General features: G+C 50.2%; 2 tRNA genes and 2 rRNA genes (1 of these 4 cut by a window edge). All 4 read right to left on the reverse strand.

The window, feature by feature from the left end:
• Window positions 1-370, reverse strand: a 23S ribosomal RNA gene (locus A0J48_RS26550) (its annotated part extends 2489 nt beyond the left edge of the window); the annotation flags it as partial.
• 154 nt (window positions 371-524) lie between these two features.
• Window positions 525-597: transfer RNA gene (locus A0J48_RS26555), tRNA-Ala, on the reverse strand.
• Between the two features lie 87 nt (window positions 598-684).
• Window positions 685-758 (reverse strand) — tRNA-Ile (locus A0J48_RS26560).
• A 122-nt stretch (window positions 759-880) separates the two neighbouring features.
• A 16S ribosomal RNA gene (locus tag A0J48_RS26565) occupies window positions 881-2325 on the reverse strand; the annotation flags it as partial.

Here is a 2325-nt window from a genome sequence, read left to right on the forward strand (position 1 = left end):
CAACTTTCGACTACAGGACTTTCACCTCCTCTGGTGCAGTATTTAGCTGCTTCGTCTAGTCTCTGGGATTCGATATCGCTGTCCCACTACCCCAACAGGTAAACCCGTTGGTTTAGGCTCTTCCCCTTTCGCTCACCACTACTGAGGGAATCTCTTTTGATTTCTTTTCCTCCAGCTACTAAGATGTTTCAATTCGCTGGGTTGGCTCTTTCCTGCCTATATATTCAGCAGGTAGTATACTGGGTTGCCCCATTCGGATATCTCCGGCTCATAGTTTGCTTCCAACTCCCCGGAGCTTTTCGTCGGTAACCACGTCCTTCTTCGCCTCTGTGTGCCTAGGTATCCACCATTAGCCCTTATTAGCTTGACCACTTTTTGCATTCACTTCCATTCTTGGGAATGTCTGTGTCTGCCTGCTTTCTCTTTCGCGTTACTATGCAGTTTTCAAGGTTCTGGCTGGTATCATCCAGCAGTCTGTACTATCTACTCTTTATAGCCACAGTTGCTGAATTTTTATCCAAATGTGGAGGTTAGCGGACTCGAACCGCTGACATCCTGCTTGCAAAGCAGGCGCTCTACCAACTGAGCTAAACCCCCAAAAACAATTCAAAATTCAAAATTCAAAATTCAAAACTAAAATAGTTAATTTTGACTTTTGACTTCTAACTTTTGACTTGCTTCAGGTGGGCCATCCTGGACTCGAACCAGGGACCTCACCCTTATCAGGGGTGCGCTCTAACCACCTGAGCTAATAGCCCTTACATGAACCAAATCATAGTTTGAAAGCCCTTTCCAAGTCCTGTGACCGACCTAGGATAGACCAATTGAGAATCTAATCACTGAATGTTTTCGATTTCTGCAATGGATTAGGTCTCCCTAAAAAGGAGGTGATCCAGCCACACCTTCCGGTACGGCTACCTTGTTACGACTTCACCCCAGTCACCAGTCCTACCTTAGGCATCCCCCTCCAAACGGTTGGGGTAATGACTTCGGGCGTGACCAACTTCCATGGTGTGACGGGCGGTGTGTACAAGGCCCGGGAACGAATTCACTGCAGTATGCTGACCTGCAATTACTAGCGATTCCTCCTTCACGAAGGCGAGTTGCAGCCTTCGATCTGAACTGAGCTACGGTTTATGAGATTTGCTTGCTATCGCTAGCTTGCTGCCCTTTGTCCGTAGCATTGTAGTACGTGTGTAGCCCAAGACGTAAGGGGCATGCTGACTTGACGTCATCCTCACCTTCCTCCGGTTTGTCACCGGCAGTCTCTCTAGAGTGCCCAACTTAATGCTGGCAACTAAAAACGAGGGTTGCGCTCGTTGCGGGACTTAACCCAACATCTCACGACACGAGCTGACGACAGCCATGCACCACCTGTGTGCGCGCTCCCGAAGGCACTCTCTCCTTTCAGAAAGATTCGCGCCATGTCAAGTCTTGGTAAGGTTCTTCGCGTTGCATCGAATTAAACCACATACTCCACCGCTTGTGCGGGCCCCCGTCAATTCCTTTGAGTTTCACACTTGCGTGCGTACTCCCCAGGCGGGATACTTAACGCGTTAGCTCCGGCACGGCTCGGGTCGATACAAGCCACGCCTAGTATCCATCGTTTACGGCTAGGACTACTGGGGTATCTAATCCCATTCGCTCCCCTAGCTTTCGTCCCTCAGTGTCAGTTGCGGCCTAGCAGAACGCTTTCGCCACCGGTGTTCTTCCTGATATCTACGCATTTCACCGCTACACCAGGAATTCCTTCTGCCCCGAACGCACTCTAGTCCTGTAGTTTCCACTGCTTTTATCTAGTTGAGCTAGACTCTTTAACAGCAGACTTACAGCACCACCTGCGGACCCTTTACGCCCAATCATTCCGGATAACGCTTGCATCCTCCGTATTACCGCGGCTGCTGGCACGGAGTTAGCCGATGCTTATTCCTCAAGTACCGTCATTTTTTTCTTCCTTGAGAAAAGAGGTTTACGACCCAAGAGCCTTCCTCCCTCACGCGGTATTGCTCCGTCAGGCTTTCGCCCATTGCGGAAAATTCCCCACTGCTGCCTCCCGTAGGAGTCTGGGCCGTGTCTCAGTCCCAGTGTGGCTGATCATCCTCTCAGACCAGCTACTGATCGTCGCCTTGGTAGGCTCTTACCCCACCAACTAGCTAATCAGACGCGAGCTTATCTTCAGGCAGCAAGCCTTTCACCTTTCGGCATATCCGGTATTAGCAGTCGTTTCCAACTGTTGTCCCCGACCTGAAGCCAAATTCTCACGCGTTACTCACCCGTCCGCCACTAAATCCTAAGATTCCGTTCGACTTGCATGTGTTAAGCATA

This window comes from Sphaerospermopsis aphanizomenoides BCCUSP55, assembly GCF_001586785.1.
In the GTDB taxonomy this organism is placed as follows: domain Bacteria; phylum Cyanobacteriota; class Cyanobacteriia; order Cyanobacteriales; family Nostocaceae; genus Sphaerospermopsis_A; species Sphaerospermopsis_A aphanizomenoides_A.